This window comes from Phenylobacterium sp., assembly GCF_036563385.1.
Taxonomy (GTDB): Bacteria; Pseudomonadota; Alphaproteobacteria; order Caulobacterales; family Caulobacteraceae; genus Phenylobacterium.
In genome coordinates this window covers 343,742-369,932 of record NZ_DATCML010000004.1, presented here as the reverse complement: position 1 = coordinate 369,932, position 26,191 = coordinate 343,742, and the positions used below count along the sequence as shown (strand labels likewise).

Here is a 26,191-nt window from a genome sequence, read left to right as displayed (position 1 = left end):
GCGCCATGACCACGATCACGCCGCTCGCCCTTCCCGAGCTTCTGCTTATCACGCCCAAGCGCCATGGCGATGCGCGGGGCTGGTTCGCCGAAACCTGGAGCCGCCGGGCGATGGCGGAGGCGGGGGTCGACGCCGACTTCGTGCAGGACAACCAGGCCTTCAACGCCCGCCGGGGCACGGTGCGCGGACTGCACTTCCAGGCGGCGCCGCATCCTCAGGCCAAGCTGGTCCGCGTGCTGAAGGGCGCGATCTTCGATGTGGCGGTGGACGTGCGGCCGGGGTCTCCCACCTTCGGCCAGTGGGCCGGCGCGACCCTCACCGCCGAAGGCGGCGAGCAGCTGTTCGTGCCGCGCGGCTTCGCCCACGGCTATTGCACTCTCGTGGACGACACCGAACTCTTCTACAAGGTCGACGGCCTGTACGCGCCCCAGACCGAAGGCGGCGTGATCTGGAACGACCCCGACGTGGGCATCGCCTGGCCGATCGACGGCGAGCCGGTCCTGTCCGACAAGGACAAGGTGCTCCCGCGGCTTAGGGACATGCCGAAGGCGGCGTTCTAGGCATGGACCGGGCGGCGGCCGAGGCGCTCTACACCCAGGCGCACCAGCTGCGCGAAGCGGGGGATTTCGCGGGCGCGCAGGCTGCCTACGAGCGTGTGGCCGAAGCGGCGCCGACTTCGGCCGGGCCGCACCACTGGATCGGCTTCGTCCGTCTGCGCCAGGGCGACGCGCCGGGCGCCGAGCAGGCGTTCCGGCGCGCCCTGGAACGCGAGCCGGGCCGCCCCGTGTCCACCCACGGCCTGGGGCTCGCACTGCTTGGCCAAGGCCGCCTGGCCGAGGGATTTCCCCTGCTGGAAGCCCGAAACCGCATTCCCGAGCGCGCGGCGCGGGCGCCGCTGCCGTTCCGCCGCTGGGCGGGCGAGGACGTGAGCGGCCGGCACATTCTGATCTGGCCGGAAGAGGGGTTCGGGGACCAGATCCAGTACGCCCGCTACACCCAGACCCTGGCCGCGCGCGGCGTCCGCGCCACCTGGTGCTGCGCCCCGGAGCTCGCCGGCCTGTTCGCCGCCAACCTGCCGGTGGAGGTGCTTCGGGCCGAGGGTTCGGTGCCCCTGCCGAACGTCGACTTCTGGCTGGGCTCCACCTCGCTGCCGGCGCTGTTCCCGAGCGACGACCCGCTCGCCGCCCCCTATATCGCCGCTCCGCCGCGGCCCACCGGCGCCCGGATCGGCGTGCTCGTGCGGGGCAATTCCAAGCACTACAACGACGCGGCGCGGTCCCTGCCGGACGGCGCCGCCGAGGCGCTCCTGGGCCTGCCTGGAGCCATCGGCCTGGTGCCGGAGGACACCGGCGCGCGCGACTTCCTCGAGACGGCGGAGATCATCGCCGGCCTCGAGCTGGTGATCGCCGTCGACACCGCCGGAGCCCACCTCGCCGCCGCCATGGGCAAGCCCTGCTGGCTGCTCTTGCCCCACGCGCCCGACTGGCGCTGGCTGCCCGACCGCGAGCGCAGCCTCTGGTATCCCTCGATGCGGATCTACCGCCAGCCGTCGCCCGACGCCTGGGACGCGGTGCTGCAGGCGGTGCTTGCCGACGTCAGGGCTCTGGGGCTCGCGCCCTAGGCAGTCGCGGAGTGGGCGGCCTGCGGGCCGGGCAAGGCGGGCTCCACGCCCACTGCGGCGGCCCATTCGGCCTGGACCTCGGGGTCGCTTTCCAGCGGGGCCAGTCGGTGGCGAAGCTCCGCGAACGAAGGCAGGGGCAGCAGGCGCGACAACGCCCAGACCGCGGCGCCGCGGACCACCGGCGAAGGATCGCCCTGCAGCGCCATGGCCTCGGCGACCAGGGCCGGCTCGGCGGAGTTGCCGATCGCGTAGAGCACGTTGCGCACGAACCGGTCGCGGCCGATGCGCTTGACGGGGCTCTTGCTGAAGAGGGCGCGAAACGCCGCGTCGTCGAGGCGGGCGAGGTCCGCAAGGCCGGGGCTGCGCAGCGCCTCCCGGGCCGCCAGCTTCTGCTCGCGGGCGTTCTGCGCGAACTTGTTCCAGGGGCAGACCGCCAGGCAGTCGTCGCACCCATAGATGCGATTCCCCAGGGCCGGCCGCAGGTCCCGCGGGATCGGCCCCTTCAGCTCGATGGTCAGGTAGGAGATGCAGCGGCGGGCATCGAGTTGGAAAGGGGCGGGAAAGGCGGCGGTGGGGCAGACATCCAGGCACGCCGTGCAGGAGCCGCAGTGGACGGGCTCGGCAGTGTCGGGCGCGAGCTCCAGCGTCGTCAGGATCGAGCCCAGGAAGAGCCAAGAGCCGAACTCACGGCTGACCAGGTTGGTGTGCCGGCCCTGCCACCCGACGCCGGCGCGCGCGGCGAGCGGTTTCTCCAGCAGCGGCGCGGTGTCGACGAACACCTTCAGCTCGCCGCCGAACCGCGCCTGCAGGAAGCGGGCGAGCGCCTTCAGCCGCTTCTTGATCAGCTCGTGGTAGTCGTCTCCCTGGGCATAGACGCTGATCGCCGCCCGGGTGGGGTCCTGCAGCGCCAGAAGCGGGTCGCGGTCCGGCCCATAGTTGACGCCCAGCACGATCGCCGAGCGCGCCTCGGCCCACATGGCTCGCGGGTGTCGGCGACGGTCGAGGGTCTCGGCCATCCAGCCCATCTCGCCGTGCCGTTCGGCGGCGACGAAGGCCTCCAGCCGCGCAGCCGCGGGCCAGGCGTCGTCGAGGTCGGTGAAGCGGCAGAGGTCGAAGCCGAGGGCCTTGGCCTCGGCGCGGATCAGGTCTTCGGCGGCGTCAGAAGTCGAGATCGTCATAATGCCTGGCGGGCGTGAGGCCCGGCCAGCGGTCCAGGAGAAGGGGCCGGAAGGCCGGCCGGGATTTCAGCTTCATGTACCAGGTCTTCACCTGCGGGAAGTCGGACCAGGGCACGTCGCCGAAATAGTCGATGACCGAAAGATGGGCGGCCGCAGCGAAATCCGCCAGGGACAGCCGGCGACCGGCCAGCCAGTCGCGCTGCTGCAGCAGGCTGTCCATGTACCAGAGGTGGTTTTTCACCCCCTCGCGGCCCTGGCGAAGGTTGGCGAGTTCGGGCGCGCCCAGGCCGAGCAGCCGCTTTTCCATCTTCTCGTGCAGGATGTAGCCGCCGGCCTCGAACTCGAACTTGCGGTCGAACCACTGCAGCAACCGGCGGGCTTCCGCGCGCTCGGCCGCATCCCGGCCGAGCAGGGCGGGCTCCGGACTGGCCTCCTCCAGATAGTCGAGGATGGCCCGCGTCTCGCACAGCACCAGGCGATCGTCGCCGTCGGTCACCACCAGCACGGGCACCAGCCCTGATGGGTTCAGCGCCGACAGCTCGCGGGGTCGTTCCCAGTACTTCACCTGGGCCTCGGTGAACGGCACGCGCTTCTCTCCCAGCGCCAGGCGAACCTGCCGCGAGGCGGGATCGAGCGGGAAGTGGTGGAGGGTGCGTTCGACGCTCATGTCCAGGTAACGCCCGAGGCGCTGGTCAAGATTCAGGCGGGGGAATCAATCTGCGTAAGTGACGCCCGACACCTTAAGGCGGCGTTTACTCTGCTAAGGGCTCGGCGAATGCGCCGCCATGCGGCTCCGCGCGCCCGCGGGGGTCGGCGTGGATGATGATGTCGGCGTTGGGGAAGGCGGCCAGCAGCCGCTTCTCGGCCGCCACGATCGCGCGGTGTGCGGCCTCGAGGGTCAGGTCCGGCTCCAGGTCCACGTGCATCTGCATGTGCACGTAAGGTCCGGAGGCGCGGGTGCGCAGCTGGTGCACGTCGCTGAGCCGCCCGTCCTCGGTCACCAGCGCCACGATCCGCGCGCGGGACTCCTCGGGCAGCTCCTTGTCCATCAGCTGGCCGGAGGCCTCGCGGAACACGCCCACCGCGCCCCAGAGCAGGAGGGCCGCGATGACGATGGCGGCGGCGGCGTCCAGCCCGTCCATGCCTAGCCACGTCGAGGCCGCAATGCCGATGAGGGCGATGACGTTGGAGGCCAGGTCGGAGGCGTAGTGCGCGCGGTCGCCGGACACCGCCACGGACGAGGTCCTGCGCAGCACGCGCGTCTGGGCCGCGATCAGCAGCAGCGTCAGGGCGGTCGAGACGACCATCACCGCCATCGCCCAGCCGCCCGCCTGCAGCGGATGCGGGTTCAGCAGGTCGCCGACCGCCTCGCGGGCCACGAGGGCGGCCGAGGCGAACACCAGGCCGGCCTGCATCAGGCTGGCGAACGCTTCCGCCTTGCCGTGGCCGAAGCGATGCTCGGCGTCCGGCGGCGCGACGGCGTAGCGGACGGCGAAGAAGGTGACGAGGCTGGCGATCAGGTCGAGGCCGGAGTCGGCCGCCGAAGCCAGCAGGGCGGTGGAACCCGAGGCCGTCCAGGCGATCGCCTTGAGGGTCACCAGCACCGCCGCCGTGACCACCGACAGCAGCGTCACCCGCCGGGTGAGAGCGGCCGTTTCCGCAGGGCTGAGGCCTTGGACCGGTGACATGGGGGGAACCTAGCCCCACCTGCGCCGGAGGCCAGCCCTAAGGCGCCCGGCCCGTCAGCGCGCGGCGACCGCGGCCATGAAGACGATGGCGGCCGCCAGGATCCAGATGATGGAATTGCTGAGCTGGCGCAGAAGGCCGCGCTCGTGCTCGTCGGTCGTGCCCAGGATGTCGGCGAGCTTGTTGCCCGGATAGTAGTAGAGGGCCTTGATCAGGCGCATGGCTCGCACTCCCTCGCCGCGACCTGCGGCGAGGGAGCACCTTGGCTGCGGTGTCGCCCCGCCGGTAGCTGGGGCGAATACGTAGGCCGCCTAGGCCGCCTGCTGCGGCAGCGGGCCCACGTAGCGCGATTGCGGCCGGATCAGCCGGCCCCCAGCGAGCTGCTCGCGGGCGTGGGCGATCCAGCCAGCCACCCGGCCCATGGCGAACACGCAGGTGAAGGCCGACGGCGGCAGGCCGAGCGCCTCCAGCAGCAGAGCCGTGTAGAACTCGACATTGGTGTCCAGGGGGCGGTCCGGCTTCTTCTCGCGCAGGATGGCGAGCGCTGCGGCCTCCACCGCCTCGGCGAACTGCAGCCTTCCGGTGTTGGAGCCCTCGCTCAGGCGGCGCACCGCGGCCTTCAGCGCATCCGCCCGCGGGTCACGCACCCGGTAGATCCGATGGCCGAAGCCCATCAGCCGATCGCCTCGGGCGATCGCCGCCTCCAGCCAGGCGCGGGCGTTGGCGGGGTGGCCGATGCCGTCGAGCATGTCGATCACCGGCCCGGGCGCGCCGCCGTGCAGCGGCCCCTTCAGGGCGCTGATCCCGCCCAGCACCGCTGACGTCAGCCCGGCGCGGGTCGAGGCGATCACCCGGGCGGCGAAGGTCGAGGCGTTGAGGCCGTGGTCGCTGACCGTGACGAGGTAGGTGTCGAGCGCCGCCGCATGGCCACGCTCAGGCGGGCGGCCGGTGATCATCTGCAGGATGTCGGCGGCGTGGCCCAGCGCCGGGTCGGGGCGGACCGGGGCCTCGCCGGCCTGGGCGCGCACCACAGCGGCGGTGAACACCGCCGGCGCGGCGGCGAGGCGCAGGGCGACCTCCAGGTCGTCCCCATCGGCCAGCCGGGCGGTCAGCGCCCGCATCGCTTCGATAGGCGTGCGGTCGAGCAAGCCGGTGTCCAGGCCCGCCACCTCGGCGAACACCTCGGCCCGGGCGGCGGCGAGGCGGGCGGTGAGGTCCTCCGGCAGGTCTTCGAAGAAGCCGTCCCACAGCAGGCGGGTGACGTCTTCGAACCGGGTGCGGCCCGCCAGCTCGTCCAGCGACCGGCCGCGGATGATCAGGCGGCCGGCGCGGCCGTCCACCTCGGACAGCACGGTTTCGGCGGCGACGACGTCTTCGAGGCCATCGGACATGGCAGGGGCTCCTTCTTGCTTGCGACCCCGACGGAATGCCGCCAAGCTGCCATCGTCAATCTTGATCAACATGATCAATGTATATGCCGTCACCTGACTGGATTTCTGCGGAAGACGCCCAGGCCCGCCTCAGCGTGCGGGCGCAGACGCTGTACGCCTATGTCAGTCGCGGTCGGGTGCAGGTGCGGCCGGACCCGAAGGATCCCCGGCGAAGCCTTTATCGGGCGGCCGACATCGCAGCCCTGGCCCAGCGGAAGTCACGCAGCCGCAAGGTCTCGGAGGTGGCGGCCGGCGCCATCGCGTGGGGCGAGCCGGTGCTGGCGTCGGAGATCACCACAGTGGCCGGCGGTCGGCTCTTCTACCGCGGCCGCGACGCGATCCGGCTCGCGGAAACCGAGACCCTGGAGTCGGTGGCGCGCCTGCTGCGCGGGGGCCACGGCGCTGCGCTCAAGCGGACCGACCGGCCGAAACCGCCCGAATCCGCCGACATGCGCGCGCGCGCCTTCAAGGCGCTGGCCGTGCTGGCCGGGTCGGATCCGCCGGCCCGCGGCCGTCACCCCATGGCGCTCGCCGTGGAGGCCGCCACCCTGCTGGACGTGATCGCCGACGCCGTTGCGGGCGAGGTGGGCGGCGGGGCGATCCACAACCGGCTCGCGCTGGCCTGGGGGCAGGGGCCGGGCGGGCCGGGCGCAGACCTGATCCGCCGCATCCTCGTGCTTGTGGCCGACCACGAGCTGAACGCATCCGCCTTCGCCGCCCGGGTGGCCGCCTCGACCGGCGCGTCGTTGTCGGCCTCGGCGCTGGCGGGGCTCTCCACGCTCTCCGGGCCCCGGCACGGCGGAGCCACAGCGGCGGTGCGCACCTTCGCTGCGGAGGCGGCGCAGCAGGGCCCCCGCCAGGCCATCGCGAACCGTCTCGTGGAGGATCGCGCCCTGCCCGGTTTCGGCCACCCGCTCTATCCCGACGATGATCCGCGGGCCGCAGCCCTCCTGGACCGGTTCGAGCCGCCCGCGCCGCTTGCGGACCTTGCGCGGGCGGTCAGGGCCGTTACGGGCCAGGCGCCCAACATCGATTTCGCCCTGGTGGCCGCCTGCGAGGCGCTGCGCCTGCCCCCGGATGCGCCGTTCGCCCTCTTCGCGGTCGCCCGCTGCGCCGGCTGGATCGCGCACGCCATCGAGCAGGGGCAAGCCGACGCCCTGATCCGCCCGCGGGCGCGCTATGTGGGGCCAGAACCCGAGTTCGTCTGAGGCTCAGGCGCCTGCGAAGAACTCGTTGCGGGCCTGCAGCAGCGCGGTGATCAGCTCGCGCTCGCCGGGCTCGAGATAGGGGTTCCAGACGTCGAAGATCAGGATGACCCGCAGCTCGTCGGCGTCGTTCCAGGCCTCATGCTCGATCGTGTCGTCGAACACCCAGGCTTCGCCCATCCTCCATTCCCGGGTCTCTGCGCCGACCCGCAAACGGGCCGGCCCCGGCAGCACCAGCGGCAGATGGCAGAGCAGCCGTGCGTTGGTGGATCCGGTGTGCGGCGGAATATGGGTGTGGGCGTCGAGCGCCGAGAACATGGCTGTGGGCGCAAAGCCCGGCTGGCGCGCCAGCGGCAGCCGTTCCAGAAGGGCCGCGGTGCGCGGGCAGAGCGCGCAGGCGGCGTCCTGGCGGGCCCCGTCCTTCCACAGGAACAACGAGCTCCAGCGGCGCGAGTGGTTCAGTTCGCCCCACTGGTTCACCGGCGCGTCCTTGGGATAGGCGATGTAGGGCGCGAAGTCGTCCTTGGCGGCTTCGAGCGCGCCCATCAGTTCCTCACGGATGACCTCGGTCGCGGCCTCGAGTTCGGGCAGCCAGGGGAAGTGGTTGCGGTCGTAGAACGGGATGGCGGGCAACTGCGGATAGTGCAGCAGCAGCGGCTCCTGCACATAGATACGCCTCTTGCCGGTGAGCACCCCGATCGCCTCGTCGAAGCGCCGCCGGGCCGCTTCGGAGCACGCCGCGGCCAGCGCGGCCGTGCGGGTCCGCAGGTGCTCGTCCAGCCGGTCGGTGGTGCGCGCGACCAGCTCGCGCGCGCGCTCGGTGGGGCGACGCAGCGCCGGCGGGATCTCGTCCTCGGCTGGCGCGATCTTCAGGGCGTTCTTGTAGATCGGCGTGGCCGCCCGCTCGCCGCTGATCTGCTCCACGAGGCCGGCCTTCGACAGCAGCGACACGAAGTCGTACGGGTCGATGGCCAGCGCTTCTTCGAGGGCTTCCAGGGCGCCCGCGAGATCGCCCGTCGCGCGGCGGATCATCGCCTTCTGAAGCTTGAACGAGAGATCCTTGGGGAAGGCCGCTTCGGCCTGGGCCACGAGGCTGAGCGCCCGGCCAGCGTCCCCGCGCCGAAAAGCCTCGTGCGCCTGCCGGCCCAGGTCCTCCGGCGCTGCCGCGGCCGTGCTCATGTGGCTGACATCCCGACGTTGTCCCGACAGGGTTATATAGCGCGGTTCCTGCCGGGCGAGCCTGTTTGTGACGGCTCGGGACCGCTGCGACGGCCGACGCAGCGGTCCTAGGCCCGGCGGTGCACGGCCTCCTCGGCCTCCAGTCCGTGATCCAGCCGGCCGACCATCTCCTTGGGGCAGACCTGCCAGAAGCGCTGGACGGCCCGGTCCCAATCGCGCAGCAGCTCATGCGCCAGGCCGGAGGCGGTCTCGCGGGCGTGCTCCTCCACCAGGTCCTTCAGCACCGCCTCCCAGTGCGGGTTGGCGACCCGGCAGGTGACCACGCTCTCGCGGTTCAGCGACAGCTGGAAGGTGTCTTCGGCGTCGTACACGAAGGCCATGCCGCCGGTCATGCCGGCCGCGAAGTTGAAGCCTACGGGTCCCAGGATCACCGCCGTGCCGCCGGTCATGTACTCGCAGCCGTTAGCGCCGACGCCCTCGACCACAGCGGTGGCGCCCGAGTTGCGCACCGCGAAGCGTTCGCCCGCCAGCCCGGCCGCGAACAGGCGACCGCTGGTCGCCCCATAGAGCACGGTGTTGCCGATGATGGCGTTCAGCTCGGGCCGCGGCAGGTGCGGCGAGGGGCGGATGGCGATGGTCGCGCCCGACAGGCCCTTGCCCACATAGTCGTTGGCCTCGCCGGTCAGCTCGATGCGCAGGCCCTGCACCGCGAAGGCGCCCAGGCTCTGGCCGGCCGAGCCCTTCAGCTGCACGGTCAGGTGGCCGGGGGCGAGCCCGTCCATGCCGAACCGACGCACGATGTGCGAGCTGGTCCGCGTGCCGATCGAGCGCTGGGTGGAGGCGACCGTATAGGTCAGCTGCATCTTCTCGCCGCGCTCGAACACCGGTCCTGCGTCGCGCACGATCTGGGCGTCCAGCGTGTCGGGCACCTCGTTGCGCCCCTCGACGGTGCAGTAGGGCTTGTGGTCGCCGGGGTCGGCCTTGACCAGCAGGGGGTTCAGGTCGAGGTCGTCGAGGTGCTCCCCGCCGCGGCTGACCTGCATCAGCAGGTCGGTGCGGCCGACGGCTTCCTGCAGCGACGTCAGGCCCAGGGACGCCAGGATCTCCCGGACCTCCTCGGCGATGAAGGTGAAGAGGTTGATCACCTTCTCCGGCGTGCCGGTGAACTTGGCGCGCAGCGCCTCGTCCTGGGTGCAGACGCCGACCGGGCAGGTGTTGGAGTGGCACTGCCGGACCATGATGCAGCCCATGGCGATCAGGCTGGCGGTGCCGATGCCGAACTCCTCGGCGCCCAGCATGGCGGCGATCACCACGTCGCGGCCGGTGCGGATCCCGCCGTCGGTGCGCAGCTTCACCGAGTGGCGCAGGTTGTTCAGCGTCAGCACCTGGTTGGCCTCGGAGAGCCCCATCTCCCAGGGCCCGCCGGCGTACTTGATCGAGGTCTGCGGCGAGGCGCCCGTCCCGCCGACGTTGCCGGAGATCAGGATGACGTCGGCCTTGGCCTTGGCCACGCCCGCGGCGATCGCGCCGATGCCGGTCATCGCCACCAGCTTCACCGTGACCCGGGCGTCCGGGTTGATCTGCTTCAGGTCGTAGATGAGCTGGGCCAGGTCCTCGATGGAATAGATGTCGTGGTGCGGCGGCGGGCTGATCAGCATGACGCCGGGCGTCGCGTGCCTGAGCTTGGCGATCAGTTCGGTGACCTTGAAGCCGGGCAGCTGGCCGCCCTCGCCGGGCTTTGCGCCCTGGCTGACCTTGATCTCGATCTCGCGGCACTGGTTCAGGTACTCGGCCGTCACCCCGAACCGGCCCGAGGCGATCTGCTTCACCGCCGAGTTCGGGTTGTCGCCGTTGGGCAGCGGCCGGTAGCGGGCGCGGTCCTCGCCGCCCTCGCCGGAGACCGACTTCGCGCCGATCCGGTTCATGGCGATGTTCAGCGCCCCATGCGCTTCTGGGCTCAGCGCGCCCAGGCTCATGCCCGGCGTGACGAACCGCTTGCGGATCTCGTTGACGCTCTCGACAGCGTCGAGGCCCACGGGCTTGGCCTCGTGGGTGCGGATGTCCAGCAGGTCGCGCAGCTGGATGGTGGGCATCTTCCGCATGCCCTCGGAGAACCGCTTATAGACCTGGTAGTCGCCGCGGTCGCAGGCGGTCTGCAGGGTATGGATCATCCGCGCCTCGAAGGCGTGGGCCTCCCCGGCGCGCCGGGCCTTGTAGAAGCCGCCCACCGGCAGGCTCAGCGCCGCCGGGTTCCAGGCGCGGCGGTGCAGGTCGACCGCCTTGGCCTCGAGCCCCGCCAGGCCGATGCCGGAGATCCGCGACGGCATGCCCGGGAAGAATTCCGCCACCAGGCTGCGGGACAGGCCCACGGCCTCGAAGTTCAGGCCGCCGCGATAGGACGAGATCACCGAGATGCCCATCTTGGCGATGATCTTCAGCAGGCCGCCCTCGATGGCCTTCTTGAAGTTCAGGCACAGCTCGCGGAGCGTCAGCTCGCCGGTCAGGCCGCGCTCCATCCGGTCGAGGAAGCTTTCCTGCGCCAGGTAGGCGTTCACCGCGGTGGCGCCGACGCCCACCAGGACGGCGAAGTAGTGGGTGTCCAGGCACTCGGCCGAGCGCACCACCAGCGAGACGTAGCTGCGCAGGCCCTTGGACACGAGCCAGGCGTGCACCCCGCCCGTGGCCAGGATCATCGGCACGGCGACGCGCTCGGGGCCGGTCTCCAGGTCGGAGAGCACGATCGTCGAGCAGCCGCGCAGCGCCGCGTCCTCGGCCTCCATGCGGATGCGCTCGAGGTTGGCTCGCAGTGCATCGCCGGGCCGCGATTCCTGGGCCGGCAGCGGCATGGTGCAGTCGATGACCGCGACGTTCTTCTCGCCGATCGCGTCGACGAGCCGCGCGTACATGCCCGTGGTGAGCACAGGGGAGTCCAGCACGAAGACGTCGGTCTGGGTCTCGTCCTCCGCCAGGATGTTGCCGAGGTTCTTGAACCGGGTCTTCAGGCTCATCACCGCTGTCTCGCGCAGCGAGTCGATGGGCGGGTTCGTCACCTGGCTGAAGTTCTGGCGGAAGAAGTGGCTCAGCGGCCGGTACTCGCTGGACAGCACCGCCAGCGGGGTGTCGTCGCCCATGGAGCCGACCGCCTCCTTGGCCTCCTCCACCATGGGGGCCAGGATCAGCTCCAGGTCCTCGAGGCTCAGCCCGGCGGCCGCCTGCCGGCGGACCAGCTCCTCGCGGGCGAACAGCCGGTCCTCGGCCCCGGGGCCGATCCGCGCCTCCAGCTCGACCATGTTGCCGAGCCAGCGGTCGTAGGGGTGCTGGGCCGCCAGCCGGTCGAGGATCTGCTCCTCGCGGTAGAGCCGCCCCTCCGCCAGATCGACGGCCAGCATCTGCCCGGGCGCCACGTGCGACTTGCGGACGATGCGGGTCTCCTCCACCCGGCCCATGCCGGCCTCCGAACCGACGATCAGCAGGCCGTCCGCGGTCTCGGCGACACGCATGGGCCGTAGCCCGTTGCGGTCCTTGCCGGCGATCACCCAGCGGCCATCGGTGGCGCAGATGGCGGCCGGGCCGTCCCAGGGCTCCATCACCGCATTGCAGTAGGAGTAGAGCGCCTTATGCGCCGGCTTGATCTGCGCCTCGGTCTTGGCGTTCCAGGCCTCGGGGATCAGCAGGGTCTTGGCCATGGGGGCGTCGCGCCCGGCCCTGACCAGCACCTCGAAGGTGTTGTCCAGCGCCGCCGAGTCCGAGCCGCCCGGCTGGATCACCGGCTTCACGTCGTCCTGGTAGTCGCCGAAGGCGCTGGCCGCCATGCGGATCTCGTGGCTCCGCATCCAGTTGCGGTTGCCCTTCAGGGTGTTGATCTCGCCGTTGTGGGCGAGCATGCGGAACGGCTGGGCCAGCCGCCATTCCGGGAAGGTGTTGGTCGAATAGCGCTGGTGGAAGATCGCCACGGCCGCCTTGAAACGCGGGTCCGTGAGGTCGGGATAGAACTGGTCGATGTGCTCGGCCAGGAACATGCCCTTGTAGATCAGCGACCGCGCCGACAGCGAGCAGATGTAGAAGTGCTGGATGTTGGCCGCCGCCACCTGCCGCTCGATCCGCTTGCGGCACAGGAACAGCGCGCGCTCCAGCGCCTCGCCCTCCATCCCCGGCGGGGGCGAGAGCATGATCTGCTCGATCTCGGGGCGGGTGGCGTTGGCGTCCTTCCCGATCACCGAAGTGTCGACGGGGGTCTGCCGCCAGCCGTAGATGTAGAAGCCGAACCGCAGGGCCTCGGCCTCGACGATGGTGCGCGCCGTTTCCTGGGCGGCGAGGTCGGTGCGCGGCAGGAACACCTGGCCCACGGCGATGGGGCCTGGCCGCACCTGGTGGCCGATCCGCTCCACGTGGGCGGCGAAGAAGTCCTGCGGCACCGAGACCAGGATGCCCGCGCCGTCGCCGGTGATGCCGTCGGCGCCCACGGCGCCGCGGTGCCAGACCGCCTTCAGCGCCTGGATCGCCAGCTCGACCACCTCGCGCCGGGGCTTGCCGTCGATGGCGCAGACCAGGCCCACGCCGCAGGCGTCGTGCTGCTCCGTAATGTCGTAGCCGCCGTTGGCCTGCACCAAGCGGTCACGGTTGGACAGGTAGTTCGCGACATAGGCCTCCTCCTCTCCGCTCGTCCCGGCGAAAGCCGGGATCCAAGCCGAGCCAGCGGATTGCACGTCCGCCGCGCTCTGCTCGGCGAGGCCGCTTGGGTCCCGGCTTTCGCCGGGATGAGCGGATTGGAAGGCGCCCGGATTGGCGGTGTTCGAATGCGTCATGTCGGTCACTCCGCGGCCATCAGCGCGTCGGCGCTGGCGTGGGCGGTCAGGTAGCGGTGGATGGCGTCGGCGGCGTCTCGGCCGTCGCGGATCGCCCAGACGACCAGGCTGGCGCCCCGAACAATGTCGCCGGCGGCGAACACGCCCGGGACCGAGGTCATCATCGAGCGGAAGTCGGTCTTCAGCGTGCCCCAGCGGGTGGTGGCCAGCTCCGGGGCCTCGAATGCGGCGGGCAGGTCCTCGGGGTCGAAGCCCAGGGCCTTGATCACCAGGTCGGCCTTCAGCTCGAAGTCGGCGCCCTCGACCTCCTCCGGCGCCTGGCGCCCGGTGGCGTCGGGCGGGCCCAGGCGCATGCGGGCGGCGCGCAGGCCGGCGGCCGCCAGCGCCTCGCCGGTGACGGCGCGCGGCGCCGCCAGCCACTCGAAGATCACGCCTTCTTCCTCGGCGTGGGCCACCTCGCGCACCGAGCCCGGCATGTTGGCCCGGTCCCGCCGGTAGAGGCAGGTGACGGACGCCGCCCCCTGGCGCACGGCGGTGCGGACGCAGTCCATGGCGGTGTCGCCGCCGCCCACCACCACCACATGCTTGCCCGCCGCGTGCAGGCGGCCGTCCTTGAAGCCCTGGACCTCGTCGCCGAAGTCGCAGCGGTTCTCGGCGATCAGGTACTCGAGCGCCGGGATGACGCCCGCCGAGCCGGCGCCGGGGACCTCCAGGTCGCGCGCCTTGTAGACGCCCGTGGCGACCAGAACGGCGGCGTGCTTCTGGCGCAGCTCAGCGAGCGTGGCGTCGCGCCCGACCTCAAACCCGAGCCGGAATGTGATGCCCCCATCCGCGAGGCGTTTCACCCGCCGCTCGACCACGTACTTCTCGAGCTTGAAACCGGGGATGCCGTAGGTGAGCAGCCCGCCGGCCCGGTCGTGCCGGTCATAGACCGTGACCGCATAGCCCATCTCGCGCAGCAGCTCGGCGGCAGACAGGCCCGCCGGCCCGGCCCCCACGATCCCCACCGACTGGCCGCGGTCGGGCCCGGGGACGAGCGGGCGCACCCAGCCCTCCTCCCAGGCCTTGTCGTTGATGTACCGCTCGACCGCGCCGATGGTCACCGTGCCGTGGCCCGACTGCTCGATGACGCAGTTCCCCTCGCACAACCGGTCCTGCGGGCAGATGCGGCCGCAGACCTCCGGCATCGAGCTGGTCGCCTGGGAGAGCGCATAGGCTTCCTGCAGGCGGCCTTCGGCCGTCATCCGCAGCCAGTCGGGGATGTTGTTATGGAGCGGGCAGTGCGTCTGGCAAAACGGCACGCCGCACTGTGAGCAGCGCGAGGCCTGCTCGGACGCCTTCTGGTCGATGAAGTCGGCGTAGATTTCGTGGAAGTCGCTTCGCCGCGCGGCGGCGTCCCGCTTCTCCGGCGTGGAGCGGGGGGTCACAACAAACTTCAGCATGCGCTCGGCCATGGGCGGAGGCTCCTTCCAGACGCCTCGTGTACGGCAGCCCGAGACCTTGGAAAAGCCGGTGGTCCAAAAGAGAGACTAAGTCTCTGCGGCTCGACTGCCTTGAAGCTGCCGCGCACCCACAGGCGGCGTAAGATAGTCCAATTTTGAGATGAACCTCTTCTTCACCATAGTGCCGCCCCTTTGGCCGCCTTCCCTCTGAAGCTGGAGTTCCGCCGTGCCGGATTGGGTCTACGCCGTCATCCTGGGCGTCATCGAAGGTCTGACGGAGTTCATCCCCGTCTCCTCCACAGGCATGATGCTGCTGGCCAAGCACGGCATGGGGCTGACGGACCCGTTCTGGAACACCTTCGCCGTGATGATCCAGCTGGGGGCGATCCTGGCCGTGGTGGTGCTCTACTTCCGAAAGCTCTGGGGCGCGGTGGTCACCCTGCCGAGCGACCCGGCCTCTCGCCGCTTCGCATTGTCGGTGATCGTCGCCTTCATCCCATCCATCGTGCTGGGTCTGCTGCTGCACGACTTCATCAAGGGGGTGCTGTTCGACAGCCCGCAGGTCCAGTGCATCTCGCTGATCATCGGCGGGGTGGTGCTGCTGCTGATCGACCGGATGGCGCCAGCGCCCGTGCACCACGAGCCCGACCAGCTGCCGCTGAAGACCTCCTTCATCATCGGCCTCTTCCAGGTCATCGCCATGATGCCGGGCGTCTCGCGCTCCGGCGCGACCATCGTCGGCGGCATGCTGAACCGGGTGGATAAGCGCGCGGCCGCGGAGTTCACCTTCTTTCTGGCGATCCCCACCATGCTGGGCGCCTTCGTGCTCGACGCTATCGAGAGCAAGGACCAGCTGCTGGCCGGCCACAACACCGGCCTCCTGGCTATCGGCTTCGTCACCGCCTTCGTGGTGGCTCTGGGCGTCATCAAGCTGATGCTGGCCGTGGTGACCCGCCGGGGCTTTGCGCCGTTCGGGTGGCTGCGTATCGCGATCGGCGTCGGCGGCCTGCTGGCCCTGCAGTTCGGCTAGGGATCAACCCTCTCCCGCAAGCGGGAGAGGAGAGCTGTCAGGCGGCGCGGCCTTGCGGACACTTCAGCGTTGGATCCGTGCGCACGGGTCCAACGGGGGCGGGCCGCGTCTCGTCCGGCTCCGCCTCACCCGGCCTCTCCCGCAGGCGGGAGAGGAGAGCGGTCAGGCGGTGCGGCCGGCCATCTCGCGCTGGTCGAGGTCGGCGTACTGGCCGCCCTTGCGGTAGCGGTAGAGGTAGGTGGGCAGGACGGCTTCGAGGGTGGTGGGGGTGATCCCCAGCTCCTCCAGGCCCGGATAGGCGCCCGAGCAGACGTTGTCGACCTTGAGCAGCTTGGCCTGGTCCGACGTGATCGGCGGCTGCATGAAGCCCTGCACGAGGTCGAACGCCGAGCCCAGCGCCGCGGCGGCGGCGTGCGGCAGGGGCAGCAGGAGGCGGCGGCGCTGGGTCTCGGCGCAGATCATCTCCATCAGCTCGCGGAACGTGAAGGCCGCGGGCCCGCCAAGTTCGTAGGTCTGGCCGGCGCACTCCTCGAGCGTGACCATCTTGGCCAGGGCCTTGGCCACGTCGCCGACGAACACCGGCTGGAAGCGGGTGGTCCCGCCGCCGAACAGCGGCAGGGCCGGCAGCATGACGCCCATGCTGGCGAAGTTGTTGAAGAAGTCGTCCTCGGGCCCGAACATCACCGACGGGCGGGCGACCACCGCGTCGGGATAGATCTCGCGCACCGCGAGCTCACCCTCGGCCTTGCTGCGCGCGTACTTGGAGTCCGAGTTCGCGTCGGCCCCCAGGGCCGACATCTGCACCAGACGGACGACACCCTCGGCACGGGCTTGCTCGGCCACGTTGCGCGCCCCCGCCACGTGGACCGCCTGGAACCCCTGGCGGCCGGCCTCGCGACCGACGCCCACCAGGTTGAGCGCGGCCGTGGCGCCTTCGAGGGCGCGGCGGCAGGACGCTTCGTTGCGGACGTTGGCCTGGATCAGGTCGATCTGGCCGACGTCGCCCAGCATGCGCAGGTTGTAGCCGAGGTTCACGTTGCGCACGGCGACCCGGATCCGCCAGCCGGCCCGGGCGAGCTGGCGCACCGCCTGCTTCCCGACGAAGCCCGATCCGCCGAAGACGGTGACAAGGTTCTGCATGGCGCGCGCGCGTTCTTTCGAGACCCGAAACTGCGCCTGCCGATAGACGATGCGGCGCCGGGCCGCAATGCGACTTCAATTCGGTGACAAAGCAGCGTTGACCGGGCCCGGGCGGCGCCATATGTAGCCGCCTCCCGATCCGACGGACCGGGCCCAGGTGGCGGAATTGGTAGACGCGCTGGCTTCAGGTGCCAGTGGCTTAACGGCCGTGAAGGTTCGAGTCCTTTCCTGGGCACCACCCCTGCGATAGACCGGGGGTGGGGCGAACGACGTCGGAGCGTTGAGGCGAAGTGACCACTCACCTGCATAGGGGCGACCTGCCGGCCGACGCTCTGGCCGGCGCGACGGTGGTCGCGATCGACTCCGAGACCATGGGGCTGCGGCTGGGCCGTGATCCGCTCTGCGTCGTCCAGCTGTCGGACGGCAAGGGCGACGCCCACGTGGTCCAGCTCGACCGGACCACCTACGACTGCCCGAACCTGAAGCGCCTACTGACCGATCCGGGCGTGCTGAAGCTGTTCCACTTCGGCCGCTTCGACATCGCCATGTTCTGGCTGCACCTGGGCGTGGTGACCGCGCCCGTCTACTGCACAAAGATCGCCTCGAAGATCGCCCGCACCTACACCGACCGCCATGGCCTCAAGGACGTGGTGAAGGAGCTGCTGGGCGTCGACCTGTCCAAGGCCCAGCAGAGCTCGGACTGGGGCGCGGCCGACCTGTCGCACGACCAGCTGAACTACGCCGCCTGCGACGTGCTGCACCTGCACGGCCTGCGCACCCGGCTCGACGAGATGCTGGTCCGCGAAGGGCGCGACCACCTCGCCCGCGCCTGCTTCGAATTCCTGCCGCACCGTTCCCTGCTGGACGTGGCCGGCTGGGAAGACGTCGACATCTTCGCGCATTCGTAGGGCAGGGCATGGCGGCGCCGGACCTTCCCAACGAGGCCACCGCCCCCCGGTCGAGCGCCGACCGCTGGCGCCGGCGCTCGCGCACCCTGCGCTGGCTGCGCATCGGCGTGCCTGCGCTGATCGTGCTGATCCTGGCGGCCATGGCCGGCTCGGTGGCCTGGAACGCGCTGCGCACCAAGCCGCAGGCCTCCGGGGATCCCGACGCCCCAATCCGCCTGGTGAACCCACGGTTCGTCGGCCGCGACGATCGCGGCCGCGCCTTTGTGATCACCGCCGGCTCGGCGACGCGGGCGCAGAACGACTACCAGCGGGTGATCCTCGACCGCCCCGCCCTGGTGCTGGACGAAGAGGGACCCGACCCCATGCGGATCTCCGCGGCCTCCGGCGTCTACCACGAGGGCGACCGCAAGCTTGAACTGAAGGGCGGCGTGCGCATCTCAAGTGCTCAGCAGTCCTTCGAGACGGCCGAATCGCTGTTCGACACCAAGACCGGGGAACTCGTCGGTTCAGGCCCTATTCAGGGCTCGGGGTCCCTTGGAGAAATTAACGCGAAGTCCTATGCCGTCTACGGCAAAGGCGAGCGGATGGTGTTCAAGGGCGGCGTTCGGGCGCGCGTCCAGATGAAGTAGGCGACAGATGCGGACGACCCTCCTTTCCTCGATGGCCGTGGCGGCCCTGGCGCTGGCCGCGGTTCCCGCGGCGGCCCAGCTCGCCCGCAACTCCGACGCGCCGGTGGACATCACCGCCGACGAGCTGGAGGTGACCAACAACGCCTGCACGGCCATCTGGCGGGGCAACGCCGAGGCGCTGCAGGAGACGTCGCGGCTGCGCGCCCAGGTCCTGAAGATCTTCAACAAGCAGGGCCCGGCGCGCGGCGGCGGTGGCCAGGGCGGCGGCTGCGGCGAGCTGGACCGCCTCGAGGCCGAGGGCCAGGTCTACTACGTGACCCCGGACCAGCGCGTGCGGGCCAACGCCGCCACCTACACCGCGGCCAACCAGACCCTGGTGATGTCCGGCGACGTGGTGGCGGTGCAGGGCCAGAACGTGCTGCGCGGTACGCGCATGGTGTTCAACACCAAGACCGGTGAGGGCAACATGGTCGGCCAGGCCACCGGCCGGAACGCTCAGGGCCGGGTTCGCGGCGTGTTCTACCCGAACAAGTCCGACCAGCCGGCCAAGCGGTAGGTGGCGGCCTTGAAGCAGGACCGGATCCAGGCGGCGCCCGGCCAGGCTGGCCAGGGCCTCGTGGTCGACAACATCGGCAAGTCCTACCGCGGCCGCCCGGTGGTGAAGGGCGTGTCCCTGCGCCTCGCGCGCGGCGAGGTCGCCGGCCTGCTGGGCCCCAACGGCGCGGGCAAGACCACCTGCTTCTACATGATCACCGGCCTGATCCCGGCCGACTACGGCGCCATCTACCTGGACGGGGAGAACATCACCGCCCAGCCGATGTACCAGCGCGCCCGGATGGGCGTGGGCTACCTGCCGCAGGAGACCTCGATCTTCCGCGGCATGACCGTCGGCGAGAACGTCATGGCCGTGGTCGAGCTGCGCGAGCGCGATCGCAAGAAGGCGCGCGGCATGGTCACCGAGCTGCTCGAGGAGCTGCACATCGAGCACCTGCGCAATGCGCCGGCGATCTCGCTGTCCGGCGGCGAGCGGCGGCGCGTGGAAATCGCCCGCGCCCTGGCGTCAGAGCCGTCGTTCATGCTGCTCGACGAGCCGTTCGCGGGGATCGACCCGCTGGCGATCGCCGACATCCGCGACGTGATCACCTATCTGAAGAAGCGCGGGATCGGCATCCTGATCACCGACCACAACGTGCGCGAGACGCTGGACATCATCGACCGCGCCTCGATCATTCACGCCGGCGAGCTGCTGTTCGAGGGCAGCCCGGACGAGATCGTCGATAATCCGGAAGTCCGCCGCGTCTACCTGGGCGACCGGTTCAACTAGCCTCCCGCCTGGCCTCTCGCTCGCAGTAGAGCGCCTTCATCCGCTCGGCCTCGGCGGCGGCGAACTTGCGCCAGCGGGCGCGCAGCGCCGCCGGCCGCTCGGGATAGCGCTCGTCCAGGAACTCGGCCTCCGCCACGCGATCCGTCCGGAAGCTGCGGAAGTCGTTGCGCAGCTCGCACCAGCCCATCAGCAGGCGCACGGTCTCGTGGTAGCCCACGGCGAAGGGCCAGATCACCCGGCAGGTCTCGCGCTCCTGCTCGTCCCGATAGGTCAGCCGGATCTTGCGGCCGGCGTGGATGCAGCGGCGGGCCTCGGCCATGTCGATCCGGTCGGGCAGGGCGTGCCAGTTGGGCGCCGCGCGCGTGGCCGGCTCGACGATCAGCGGCCGCAGGCGCTCGGGGACGGCGACCCCGATCTTGGCGATCAGGTCCTGGGCCGCGCGCGCCAGCTCGGGATCGCCGCGGCGCATCACCCACTGCGCGCCCAGCACGGCCGCCTCCACCTCGTCCGGGGTCAGCATCAGGGGCGGCAGGTCGAAGCCGCCCTCCAGCACGTAGCCGACGCCGGCCTCGCCGCGGATCGGCACCTGCTGGCCGATCAGGTCGGCGATGTCGCGGTAGATGGTGCGCTTCGAGGTCTCCAGTTCCTCGGCGATGGCCTCGGCGGTCACCGGCGTGCGGTGGCGACGCAGAACCTGGATGATCTGGAACAGCCGGTCGGCCCGTCGCATCGTCCCTCCCGCCAAGCTGCTGACAGAATGATGGCAGCAAGGGGCGCCTAGTCTCTGCTCCTGTCAACGACGGAGAGCGAAGATGATCACCCTCTATGGCGCCCAGGCCGGCTTCGGCCTGCCGCAGGTGAGCCCCTACGTGATGAAGACCGAGATCCAGCTGAAGATGGCGGGCCTGGCCTACATCCCGCGGGAGGCCATGCCGGACGAATCCCCCAAGGGGCAGATCCCGTTCATCGACGACGACGGCGCGCGGATCGCCGATTCGACCTTCATCCGCCTGCACCTGGAGCGCGCCTACGGCGTCGACTTCGACGAGGCGCTGACGCCGCGCCAGCGGGCGGAAGCCTGGGCGGTGGAGCGGATGCTGGAGAATCAGCTGGGCTGGGTGATCGGCTATTTCCGCTGGCTGACCCCGGAAAACTTCGAGCGGGGTCCCGCCCACTTCTTCGACGACGCGCCCGAGGGGCTGCAGGCGGAGCTGCGCGCCGAGGTGCTGCGCGAGGTGCGCGCGGCGATGCGGGCCCAGGGCGTGGCGCGGCATACGGACGCAGAGATCGTCGAGCTGGGCCTGCGGTCGCTCTCGGCCTTGTCCGAGATCCTGGGGGCGCAGGCCTACTTGTTCGGCGACCGGCCCTGCGGCGCAGACGCGGTGGCGGTCGCCATCCTGGCCGCCCTCTACACGCCCGTGTTCCCCTGCGAGCTGCAGGCGCGGGCGCAGGCCTACGGCAACCTGGTCGCCTACACCGACCGGCTGATGGCCGCCTTCTATCCGGAGTTCGCCTGGGAGGTGCAGCCAGAGCCGGCGCTCGCGGCCTGACCCCTTAACGAAATCGCCCGCCGGTTAACCAATCGGTGGGGAACGCCACCGTAGCCTCCACAGCAAGAAACAGGCCAAGGGGGCTTCGGTGGCGCTCGGCGCGCGTCTAGAGATTCGGCAGGGTCAGGGGCTGGTCATCACGCCCCAGCTGCAGCAGGCCATCAAGCTGCTGCAGCTCTCCAACATGGAGCTGGAGGCCTTCGTCGAGGGCGAACTGGAGCGAAACCCGCTGCTGCAGCGGGAGGACCGCGAAGCCGAGCGCGAATCGGAAGCGCCCGCCGAGGTCGCCGGCGACGTCTCCACCGACCGGATCGATGACGCCGGCGCACGCGCCGAGCTGGATTCCAGCCACGACGAGGCCTCACCCGGCGAACGCGCTACCGGCGACGCCGAGACCGGCGCCGCCGACGCCGGGGGGTCCATCGACTGGTCCAAGGCCGGCAAGGGCGGGCCTGCCGGCTTCGACGGCGACCTGGACAGCCTGGAGAACACCCTCGCCCGCGAGAAGACGCTGGCCGAGCACCTCTACGACCAACTCGCCGTGGCCGGTCTCGACGCCGCCCAGTCGGCCATCGCCAGCGTGCTGATCGACGCCGTGGACGAGGGCGGCTACCTGCGCGTCGAACTCTGGGAAATCGCCGACCGCCTCGGCTGCGAGCCTGACCTCGTGGAACAGGTGCTGGGCGTCATCCAGGGCTTCGAGCCCACCGGCGTCGCCGCCCGCGACGTCCGCGAATGCCTGATGCTGCAGCTGAAGGACCGCAACCGCTACGACCCGGCCATGGCCGCCCTGCTCGACAACCTGCCGCTGCTGGCCCGCCGCGACATGGCCGCCCTGCGGAAGGCCTGCGGGGTGGACGAGGAAGACCTGCGCGACATGGTCGCCGAGCTGAAGGGCCTGACGCCTCGCCCCGGCGCCGCCTTCGGCAGCGAGCCGGTGACCCCGGTCGCCCCGGACGTCTTCGTGCGCGAGGGGCTGGGCGGCCTCTGGCACGTGGAGCTGAACTCCGACACCCTGCCGCGGCTGCTGGTCGACCAGCGCTACCACGCCCGGGTCGCCGGCGCGGCGCGTTCGGACCAGGAGAAGACCTTCGTCTCCGACTGCCTGACCCAGGCCAACTGGCTGGTGAAGAGCCTCGACCAGCGCGCCCGCACCATCCTCAAGGTCTCGTCCGAGATCGTGCGCCAGCAGGACGCCTTCCTGGCCTACGGCGTCGAGCACCTGCGCCCCCTCAACCTGAAGACCGTCGCCGAGGCCATCGGCATGCACGAGTCCACCGTCAGCCGGGTGACCTCGAACAAGTACATCGCCACCCCGCGCGGAGTCTTCGAGATGAAGTTCTTCTTCACCTCGGCGATCCAGTCCACCGAAGGGGGCGAGGCGCACTCCGCCGAGAGCGTCCGCCACCGCATTCGCCAGCTGATCGACGCCGAGGCGAGCGAGGCCGACGTGCACTCCGACGACCGCATCGTCGAGATCCTCAAGGAGGCCGGCGTCGACATCGCGCGGCGCACCGTGGCCAAGTACCGGGAGGCCATGCGCATCCCCTCATCGGTCGAGCGGCGGCGCCTGCTGAAGGACGCGGTGTAACCCCGGTCACAACTAAGCCGGAGTGTTGCCGAAAAACGGCTTGGCGCGCTGACCTTCAGGCCCCAGATGGATCGGTCGAATGCCCGACCGTTCCGAGACCCAGAAATCGCTGTCCGACATCCTGCGTGACCTCGCCGATCACGACGAGGCGCAGATTTCTGTCGCCCAGTTGGTGGACCGGTTCGGCGGCCGGGCGCTGGGCGGCTTGCTGCTGATCTTCGGCCTCGCCTGCACCCTGCCGCTGCCGCCGGGCGGCACGACCATTTTCGGCCTCCCCCTGCTGCTGCTCGCGCCCCAGCTGGTGATCGGCGCCCGCCATCCCTGGCTGCCGGCCAAGGTGCGCAGGGGCTCCATCGCCACCGACGACCTGCGCAAGGGCCTGCCCCGCGTGCTGCCCTGGATCCGCCGCGTCGAGGCGGTGTCGCGGCCCAGGCTGTCGTTCCTGTTCGGCGCGGTGGGCGAGCGGCTGATCGGCCTGATCTGCTTCCTGCTGGCGGTGGTCCTGATCCTGCCGATCCCGCTCGGCAACATCCTGCCGGCCGCGGCGGTCAGCATCCTGTCGCTGGCGCTGGTGCAGCGCGACGGCCTGCTGGCCCTGTTCGGCTATGCGCTGACCGCCGTCAGCGTGGGCGTGCTGGTGCTGGCCGGCAGCCTGCTCACCCGCGGATTCCACCAGCTGCTCGGACTATTTTCCTGACGTTGACACCATCTCGCGGCGGGCGCGTTGATGGGGCATGCAAGTCCAAGTCACCGGCAAACACGTCGATGTCGGCGATTCGCTGCGCACGCGCGTCGCTGACCAACTTTCCACCAGCATCGAAAAGTATTTCGACCGCGGCGGCGGCGCCGACGTGGTGATCAGCCGCGAGGGCCAGTCGTTCAAGGTCGACTGCGCCGTCACGCTCGCCACCGGGCAGCAGCTGACCACCCACGGGGTGGGCGGCGACGCCCACATGGCGTTCGATGTGGCGCTCGAGAAGATGGACAAGCGGATTCGCCGCTATAAGCGCCGCCTGACCGATCACTCGCCGGCCGCCCATGCGAAGCAGGCGGAGACCGCCGCCTACTTCGTCATCCGCCCGAGCGACGAGGACGAGGAGGAAGAGGAGTCCGACGCCGGCTTCCCCGAGCCGATGGTCATCGCCGAGACCGAAAAGCAGGTTCGGACCCTGACCGTTTCCATGGCGGTCATGGAGCTCGACCTGACCGAATCTCAAACAATCGTGTTCCGCAATGCTGCCCACGGGGGCCTGTCGGTGGTATATCGCCGGCCCGACGGCAACATCGGCTGGATCGATCCGGAGCGGACTCGGTCGGCCAACGGAAACGGTGACGGAACCGGCGCGGCCTAGGCGCGCTTCGCCATTCCGTCACACCGGTCCGCTAGGGGACCGGACGACAGTTACAAGCGTACTAGAGAAGATGCACATCGGCGAACTCCTGGATCGCTCGGCGATCTCCCTGCGCGCAAGCGCCGCCAGCAAGCGCCAGGCGCTGAAGGTGGTCGCGGACCTCGCCGCCCGTAGCCTCAAACTGGACGCGGGCGTCATCCTCGAAGCCTTGATCGAGCGCGAGCAGGCCGGCTCCACCGGGGTCGGCTACGGCGTCGCTGCGCCGCACGCCCGGCTGGAGGGCCTCGCCGGCATGCGGGGCGTCTTCGTGCGCCTGGAACAGCCGGTGGACTTCGACTCGGTGGACGACAAGCCGGTGGATCTGATCTTCGCGCTGTTCGCGCCCAAGGACGCCGGCGCCGAGCACCTGCGGGCCCTGGCCCGCGTGTCGCGCCTACTGCGCCAGGCTAACCTGCGCGAGCAGCTGCGCCAGGCCGGCACCGCCGACGCCATCCACGCCCTCCTGGTGCAGGACCCGGGCTCGTCGGCGCGGTCCACCGCCGCCTGAGGCGGCGCACCCATCTCCAGACAATAAAAAAGCCGGCCTCGCGCCGGCTCGCCCCCTCCCCCAGCCAGGGGGAGGGACATCGTTGTCGCGTCTTCAGTGCACCGAGACGGGCGCCAGCTCGTGGGCCAGGGCGGCCGCGACGGCGGACTCCCGGTCGGTCAGGACGGCGAGCCGCTCGCCGTCGGCGCGATGCACGGCATAGAGGGTCTGCTCGGGATCGAGCTCGAAACCCTGGATGCTCGCGCTGGGCACGCTCGCCATGATCTCCGCCGCCTTCACAGGGCGGACGTAGACCAGGTTGGGCGCGCCAAGCGCCGCAAACGCTTCAGATGTCAATACCGGTGTCATCATGACCACCTCCGAAAAGTCCAACGCGTCGGGCGGAAGCCGGTTCAGCCTTCCGACGGCGCAATCGGCGGGAAATTGAACTCGGGCGTCTTTTGTTAGTCTCAGCCGCCGGTGCGGATCGCGATCTGCTGGATCCGCTTCTCGGGCTGCGGCCGCGCCAGGTCGATGTGCAGCAGGCCGTGCTCCAGGGTCGCGCCGTCCACCACCATCCCGTCCGCCAGCACGAAGCTGCGCACGAACCCGCGGGCGGCGATGCCCCGGTGCAGATAGGCCTCTTCCGCCTTCGCCTCGCCGTCCCGCTTGCCGGTGACGGTGAGCTGGCGGTCCTCGACGCTCACGCTGAGCTGCTCGGGCGTGAAGCCGGCGACCGCCAAGGTGATCCGCAGCGCGCCGTCGCCGCGATCCTCCACATTATAGGGCGGATAGCTTTCGGCGGCCGCCTTGGCGGCCCGCTCGATCAGGTTCCGCGTGTGCTCGAAGCCGAGCAGGAACGGGCTGTCGAATAGCAGGGTTCGGTTCATTCTCGAAGAGTCCTCGAAAGAAGCGACTCTCCGGCCGGGCCGCCCGGCAGCGGCGCAGCTCGACCGGACCGTCCCTATCTGGGGACCCGGCGGCGGTTTTTCAATCCGCGCTCAGCGGACGGTGAAGGCGATCTCGGGCGTCTCGTAGTAGCCCGCGCCGTCCGCCGCGATCACCCGCAGCGCGATACGGTGCGGTCCGGCGGGCAGCGCGCCCGGCGGCAGGCTGACGTTGAAGCCCACGTTGGTCAGCGCCGGCGCCTTGAAGTAGGCGGCCACGTCCGGACGCGGCTGCCCGTAGGTCGCGGGTCGCGGCGTCCCGTCCAGCACCACGTCCACGCCGCCGGCCGGCGCCCGCCTGGCCTGGTCGAAGGCGAAGCCGATGATCGTCAGGGGGGCGGCGGACGAGGTGACCGCCGGCGGCTTGTTCACGGGATCCACCGCCTCGCCCACCTGGTCCAGGTAGAAGCCGGTGGCCGGGCCGAGGCGCTTGAGGCCGGCGGAGAGGGGCGTGGCCTCCGGCGCGGCTGCGGCCGAGCCGCCCGGCGCCTGCCCGGGCGGCGGGGCTGCCTGCGGCGGCGGCGGCACGGTGGGCCGCGGCTTAGGACGATCGCAGGCGCTGAGCGCCAGCAGGCAGGCGGCAGCGAAGAGCGGTCGGCGCACGGGGATGTTCCTCAAGATCGGCCGCCTGATTGCCATACCCGGCCA

General features: G+C 70.6%; 26 protein-coding genes and 1 tRNA gene. 14 read left to right on the top strand and 13 right to left on the bottom strand.

Going from position 1 to position 26,191, the window contains the following annotated elements:
- Positions 1-5: 5 nt before the first annotated feature.
- Entirely contained in the window at positions 6-560 is a 555-nt protein-coding gene (gene rfbC / locus VIL67_RS02670) for a dTDP-4-dehydrorhamnose 3,5-epimerase (protein ID WP_332047292.1), read from the top strand.
- Positions 561-562: 2 nt separating this feature from the next.
- The gene (locus VIL67_RS02665) at positions 563-1,621 is read left to right on the top strand and encodes a tetratricopeptide repeat protein (RefSeq protein WP_332047291.1); all 1,059 of its coding nucleotides are present in this window, start codon (positions 563-565) and stop codon (positions 1,619-1,621) included.
- On the opposite strand, the gene queG is transcribed toward VIL67_RS02665, so the two are convergent.
- The 5 genes from queG to VIL67_RS02640 all read right to left on the bottom strand — a co-directional run bounded on the left by queG (position 1,618) and on the right by VIL67_RS02640 (position 5,876).
- On the bottom strand, positions 1,618-2,799 hold the full coding sequence (gene queG, locus VIL67_RS02660) for a tRNA epoxyqueuosine(34) reductase QueG (protein ID WP_332047290.1): 1,182 nt from the start codon (positions 2,797-2,799) through the stop codon (positions 1,618-1,620). The genes VIL67_RS02665 and queG overlap by 4 nt on opposite strands.
- On the bottom strand, positions 2,780-3,466 hold the full coding sequence (gene fzlA / locus VIL67_RS02655) for an FtsZ-binding protein FzlA (RefSeq protein ID WP_332047289.1): 687 nt from the start codon (positions 3,464-3,466) through the stop codon (positions 2,780-2,782). Before fzlA ends, queG begins: the two co-directional genes overlap by 20 nt.
- Before the next feature lie 85 nt (positions 3,467-3,551).
- Positions 3,552-4,487, bottom strand: coding sequence for a cation diffusion facilitator family transporter (locus VIL67_RS02650; protein WP_332047288.1), 936 nt, complete (start codon positions 4,485-4,487; stop codon positions 3,552-3,554).
- Positions 4,488-4,541: 54 nt separating this feature from the next.
- Entirely contained in the window at positions 4,542-4,706 is a 165-nt protein-coding gene (locus VIL67_RS02645; RefSeq protein WP_332047287.1) for a hypothetical protein, read from the bottom strand.
- A 90-nt stretch (positions 4,707-4,796) separates the two neighbouring features.
- A complete protein-coding gene (locus VIL67_RS02640) occupies positions 4,797-5,876 on the bottom strand; it encodes a citrate synthase/methylcitrate synthase (RefSeq protein WP_332047286.1) in 1,080 nt (359 codons plus the stop codon).
- A gap of 83 nt (positions 5,877-5,959) precedes the next feature.
- Here VIL67_RS02640 and VIL67_RS02635 point away from each other — a divergent pair, with 83 nt between their 5' ends.
- Entirely contained in the window at positions 5,960-7,123 is a 1,164-nt protein-coding gene (locus VIL67_RS02635) for a citrate synthase (RefSeq protein WP_332047285.1), read from the top strand.
- A gap of 3 nt (positions 7,124-7,126) precedes the next feature.
- On the opposite strand, the gene VIL67_RS02630 is transcribed toward VIL67_RS02635, so the two are convergent.
- From VIL67_RS02630 to VIL67_RS02620, 3 genes are all read right to left on the bottom strand, one after another.
- Positions 7,127-8,299 carry an aspartyl/asparaginyl beta-hydroxylase domain-containing protein gene (locus VIL67_RS02630; protein ID WP_332047284.1) on the bottom strand — a complete coding sequence of 391 codons (1,173 nt, stop codon included), beginning with the start codon at positions 8,297-8,299 and terminating at the stop codon, positions 7,127-7,129.
- Between the two features lie 107 nt (positions 8,300-8,406).
- The gene (gene gltB / locus VIL67_RS02625) at positions 8,407-13,104 is read right to left on the bottom strand and encodes a glutamate synthase large subunit (protein ID WP_332047283.1); all 4,698 of its coding nucleotides are present in this window, start codon (positions 13,102-13,104) and stop codon (positions 8,407-8,409) included.
- Between the two features lie 5 nt (positions 13,105-13,109).
- The gene (locus tag VIL67_RS02620) at positions 13,110-14,558 is read right to left on the bottom strand and encodes an NAD(P)-dependent oxidoreductase (protein ID WP_332047282.1); all 1,449 of its coding nucleotides are present in this window, start codon (positions 14,556-14,558) and stop codon (positions 13,110-13,112) included.
- A 214-nt stretch (positions 14,559-14,772) separates the two neighbouring features.
- Between VIL67_RS02620 and VIL67_RS02615 the strand changes: the two genes are divergently transcribed.
- Positions 14,773-15,576 carry an undecaprenyl-diphosphate phosphatase gene (locus VIL67_RS02615; RefSeq protein ID WP_332047281.1) on the top strand — a complete coding sequence of 268 codons (804 nt, stop codon included), beginning with the start codon at positions 14,773-14,775 and terminating at the stop codon, positions 15,574-15,576.
- A 162-nt stretch (positions 15,577-15,738) separates the two neighbouring features.
- Here VIL67_RS02615 and VIL67_RS02610 read toward each other — a convergent pair whose 3' ends face one another.
- Positions 15,739-16,716 carry a complex I NDUFA9 subunit family protein gene (locus VIL67_RS02610; protein WP_332047280.1) on the bottom strand — a complete coding sequence of 326 codons (978 nt, stop codon included), beginning with the start codon at positions 16,714-16,716 and terminating at the stop codon, positions 15,739-15,741.
- Positions 16,717-16,867: 151 nt separating this feature from the next.
- On the opposite strand from VIL67_RS02610, the gene VIL67_RS02605 reads away from it, so the two are divergent.
- The 5 genes from VIL67_RS02605 (at position 16,868) to lptB (ending at position 19,577) form a co-directional block, all read left to right on the top strand.
- Positions 16,868-16,954 (top strand) — tRNA-Leu (locus VIL67_RS02605).
- Positions 16,955-17,006: 52 nt separating this feature from the next.
- Complete coding sequence (locus VIL67_RS02600; protein ID WP_332047279.1) at positions 17,007-17,624, top strand: ribonuclease D; 618 nt, start codon at positions 17,007-17,009, stop codon at positions 17,622-17,624.
- A gap of 8 nt (positions 17,625-17,632) precedes the next feature.
- Positions 17,633-18,253 carry an LPS export ABC transporter periplasmic protein LptC gene (gene lptC, locus VIL67_RS02595; protein WP_332047278.1) on the top strand — a complete coding sequence of 207 codons (621 nt, stop codon included), beginning with the start codon at positions 17,633-17,635 and terminating at the stop codon, positions 18,251-18,253.
- 7 nt (positions 18,254-18,260) lie between these two features.
- Positions 18,261-18,809: an LptA/OstA family protein gene (locus tag VIL67_RS02590; RefSeq protein WP_332047277.1), complete on the top strand. Its 549-nt coding sequence runs from the start codon at positions 18,261-18,263 to the stop codon at positions 18,807-18,809.
- Between the two features lie 24 nt (positions 18,810-18,833).
- Positions 18,834-19,577, top strand: a complete 744-nt coding sequence (lptB, locus tag VIL67_RS02585; protein ID WP_332047976.1) for an LPS export ABC transporter ATP-binding protein — start codon at positions 18,834-18,836, stop codon at positions 19,575-19,577.
- Here the strand turns inward: lptB and VIL67_RS02580 are convergent.
- Positions 19,570-20,307, bottom strand: coding sequence for a helix-turn-helix transcriptional regulator (locus VIL67_RS02580; RefSeq protein WP_332047276.1), 738 nt, complete (start codon positions 20,305-20,307; stop codon positions 19,570-19,572). The genes lptB and VIL67_RS02580 overlap by 8 nt on opposite strands.
- An 82-nt stretch (positions 20,308-20,389) precedes the next feature.
- On the opposite strand from VIL67_RS02580, the gene VIL67_RS02575 reads away from it, so the two are divergent.
- The 5 genes from VIL67_RS02575 (at position 20,390) to ptsN (ending at position 24,617) form a co-directional block, all read left to right on the top strand.
- A complete protein-coding gene (locus VIL67_RS02575) occupies positions 20,390-21,127 on the top strand; it encodes a glutathione S-transferase family protein (protein WP_332047275.1) in 738 nt (245 codons plus the stop codon).
- A gap of 88 nt (positions 21,128-21,215) precedes the next feature.
- Positions 21,216-22,718, top strand: coding sequence for an RNA polymerase factor sigma-54 (gene rpoN, locus VIL67_RS02570; RefSeq protein ID WP_332047274.1), 1,503 nt, complete (start codon positions 21,216-21,218; stop codon positions 22,716-22,718).
- 79 nt (positions 22,719-22,797) lie between these two features.
- Positions 22,798-23,415, top strand: a complete 618-nt coding sequence (locus tag VIL67_RS02565; protein WP_332047273.1) for an exopolysaccharide biosynthesis protein — start codon at positions 22,798-22,800, stop codon at positions 23,413-23,415.
- Positions 23,416-23,452: 37 nt separating this feature from the next.
- The gene (gene hpf, locus VIL67_RS02560) at positions 23,453-24,070 is read left to right on the top strand and encodes a ribosome hibernation-promoting factor, HPF/YfiA family (protein WP_332047272.1); all 618 of its coding nucleotides are present in this window, start codon (positions 23,453-23,455) and stop codon (positions 24,068-24,070) included.
- 70 nt (positions 24,071-24,140) lie between these two features.
- Complete coding sequence (gene ptsN, locus VIL67_RS02555; RefSeq protein ID WP_332047271.1) at positions 24,141-24,617, top strand: PTS IIA-like nitrogen regulatory protein PtsN; 477 nt, start codon at positions 24,141-24,143, stop codon at positions 24,615-24,617.
- A 93-nt stretch (positions 24,618-24,710) separates the two neighbouring features.
- On the opposite strand, the gene VIL67_RS02550 is transcribed toward ptsN, so the two are convergent.
- The 3 genes from VIL67_RS02550 to VIL67_RS02540 all read right to left on the bottom strand — a co-directional run bounded on the left by VIL67_RS02550 (position 24,711) and on the right by VIL67_RS02540 (position 26,146).
- Complete coding sequence (locus tag VIL67_RS02550) at positions 24,711-24,968, bottom strand: DUF1150 domain-containing protein (RefSeq protein ID WP_332047270.1); 258 nt, start codon at positions 24,966-24,968, stop codon at positions 24,711-24,713.
- Positions 24,969-25,066: 98 nt separating this feature from the next.
- Positions 25,067-25,486, bottom strand: coding sequence for an Hsp20 family protein (locus tag VIL67_RS02545; RefSeq protein WP_332047269.1), 420 nt, complete (start codon positions 25,484-25,486; stop codon positions 25,067-25,069).
- Positions 25,487-25,597: 111 nt separating this feature from the next.
- The gene (locus VIL67_RS02540; protein WP_332047268.1) at positions 25,598-26,146 is read right to left on the bottom strand and encodes a hypothetical protein; all 549 of its coding nucleotides are present in this window, start codon (positions 26,144-26,146) and stop codon (positions 25,598-25,600) included.
- Between the last annotated feature and the right edge of the window lie 45 nt (positions 26,147-26,191).

Excerpts from the sequence above, each read along its gene's own strand:
- rfbC (WP_332047292.1), top strand. The coding sequence starts at position 6 with ATGACCACGATCACGCCGCTCGCCCTTCCCGAGCTTCTGCTTATCACG.
- VIL67_RS02665 (WP_332047291.1), top strand. The coding sequence starts at position 563 with ATGGACCGGGCGGCGGCCGAGGCGCTCTACACCCAGGCGCACCAGCTG.
- queG (WP_332047290.1), bottom strand. The coding sequence starts at position 2,799 with ATGACGATCTCGACTTCTGACGCCGCCGAAGACCTGATCCGCGCCGAG.
- fzlA (WP_332047289.1), bottom strand. The coding sequence starts at position 3,466 with ATGAGCGTCGAACGCACCCTCCACCACTTCCCGCTCGATCCCGCCTCG.
- VIL67_RS02650 (WP_332047288.1), bottom strand. The coding sequence starts at position 4,487 with ATGTCACCGGTCCAAGGCCTCAGCCCTGCGGAAACGGCCGCTCTCACC.
- VIL67_RS02645 (WP_332047287.1), bottom strand. The coding sequence starts at position 4,706 with ATGCGCCTGATCAAGGCCCTCTACTACTATCCGGGCAACAAGCTCGCC.
- VIL67_RS02640 (WP_332047286.1), bottom strand. The coding sequence starts at position 5,876 with ATGTCCGATGGCCTCGAAGACGTCGTCGCCGCCGAAACCGTGCTGTCC.
- VIL67_RS02635 (WP_332047285.1), top strand. The coding sequence starts at position 5,960 with ATGCCGTCACCTGACTGGATTTCTGCGGAAGACGCCCAGGCCCGCCTC.
- VIL67_RS02630 (WP_332047284.1), bottom strand. The coding sequence starts at position 8,299 with ATGAGCACGGCCGCGGCAGCGCCGGAGGACCTGGGCCGGCAGGCGCAC.
- gltB (WP_332047283.1), bottom strand. The coding sequence starts at position 13,104 with ATGACGCATTCGAACACCGCCAATCCGGGCGCCTTCCAATCCGCTCAT.
- VIL67_RS02620 (WP_332047282.1), bottom strand. The coding sequence starts at position 14,558 with ATGGCCGAGCGCATGCTGAAGTTTGTTGTGACCCCCCGCTCCACGCCG.
- VIL67_RS02610 (WP_332047280.1), bottom strand. The coding sequence starts at position 16,716 with ATGCAGAACCTTGTCACCGTCTTCGGCGGATCGGGCTTCGTCGGGAAG.
- lptC (WP_332047278.1), top strand. The coding sequence starts at position 17,633 with ATGGCGGCGCCGGACCTTCCCAACGAGGCCACCGCCCCCCGGTCGAGC.
- VIL67_RS02590 (WP_332047277.1), top strand. The coding sequence starts at position 18,261 with ATGCGGACGACCCTCCTTTCCTCGATGGCCGTGGCGGCCCTGGCGCTG.
- VIL67_RS02580 (WP_332047276.1), bottom strand. The coding sequence starts at position 20,307 with ATGCGACGGGCCGACCGGCTGTTCCAGATCATCCAGGTTCTGCGTCGC.
- VIL67_RS02575 (WP_332047275.1), top strand. The coding sequence starts at position 20,390 with ATGATCACCCTCTATGGCGCCCAGGCCGGCTTCGGCCTGCCGCAGGTG.
- VIL67_RS02565 (WP_332047273.1), top strand. The coding sequence starts at position 22,798 with ATGCCCGACCGTTCCGAGACCCAGAAATCGCTGTCCGACATCCTGCGT.
- hpf (WP_332047272.1), top strand. The coding sequence starts at position 23,453 with ATGCAAGTCCAAGTCACCGGCAAACACGTCGATGTCGGCGATTCGCTG.
- ptsN (WP_332047271.1), top strand. The coding sequence starts at position 24,141 with ATGCACATCGGCGAACTCCTGGATCGCTCGGCGATCTCCCTGCGCGCA.
- VIL67_RS02550 (WP_332047270.1), bottom strand. The coding sequence starts at position 24,968 with ATGATGACACCGGTATTGACATCTGAAGCGTTTGCGGCGCTTGGCGCG.
- VIL67_RS02545 (WP_332047269.1), bottom strand. The coding sequence starts at position 25,486 with ATGAACCGAACCCTGCTATTCGACAGCCCGTTCCTGCTCGGCTTCGAG.